Origin of the sequence: Roseburia zhanii, from assembly GCF_014287635.1 — a bacterium.
GTDB classification, from domain to species: domain Bacteria; phylum Bacillota; class Clostridia; order Lachnospirales; family Lachnospiraceae; genus Roseburia_B; species Roseburia_B zhanii.
Genome location: NZ_JACOPH010000099.1, coordinates 1 through 559, shown reverse-complemented (window position 1 = coordinate 559; position 559 = coordinate 1). Strand labels below are relative to the sequence as shown.

The 559-nt window shown below is 39.7% G+C and carries 1 protein-coding gene; it reads left to right on the top strand.

The features are described from left to right. Positions 1-24 precede the first annotated feature (24 nt). Entirely contained in the window at positions 25-411 is a 387-nt protein-coding gene (locus H8S17_RS16370; RefSeq protein ID WP_186867910.1) for a BlaI/MecI/CopY family transcriptional regulator, read from the top strand. The last annotated feature ends 148 nt before the right edge of the window (positions 412-559 follow it).

Sequence of the window (559 nt, the reverse complement as noted above, 5' to 3'; positions counted from 1 at the left end):
GTAAGATTTAAGGAGGGATTTGAAATGAGCGATTTACCACAGATTTCTGAAGCTGAATTTGAAGTTATGAAAATCGTATGGAAACATGCGCCGATCAGTACCAATGAAATAACAGATAAATTATTACAGACCACAAGCTGGAGTCCTAAGACGATACAGACTTTAATCAAACGTCTCGTAACAAAAGGCGTTCTGACTTATGAAAAACAGAGCCGAGTGTTTGTTTATACCCCAATCGTGAAAGAAAGCGAATACATCGGCCAGGAAAGCAACTCTTTTCTGGAACGATACTATGACGGGGATATCACTGCCATGCTGTCTGCCTATATAGAAAATGACAGACTGTCTGAAACAGAAATAGACACCCTACGTTCCCTTCTTTCCAAGAGGTCAAAAAAAGGAGGAAATTAACGTGGCTAATTTTATGATACGCTTTTTAATATGCAATGTATTTATCAGCGGTATCATCGGAATTCTTTTGATAGCCAAGCGGATATTCAAAAACAACCTGTCCAGCCGGATGCAGTATAATCTGTGGTTCCTGCTTCTTGGGTTGCTG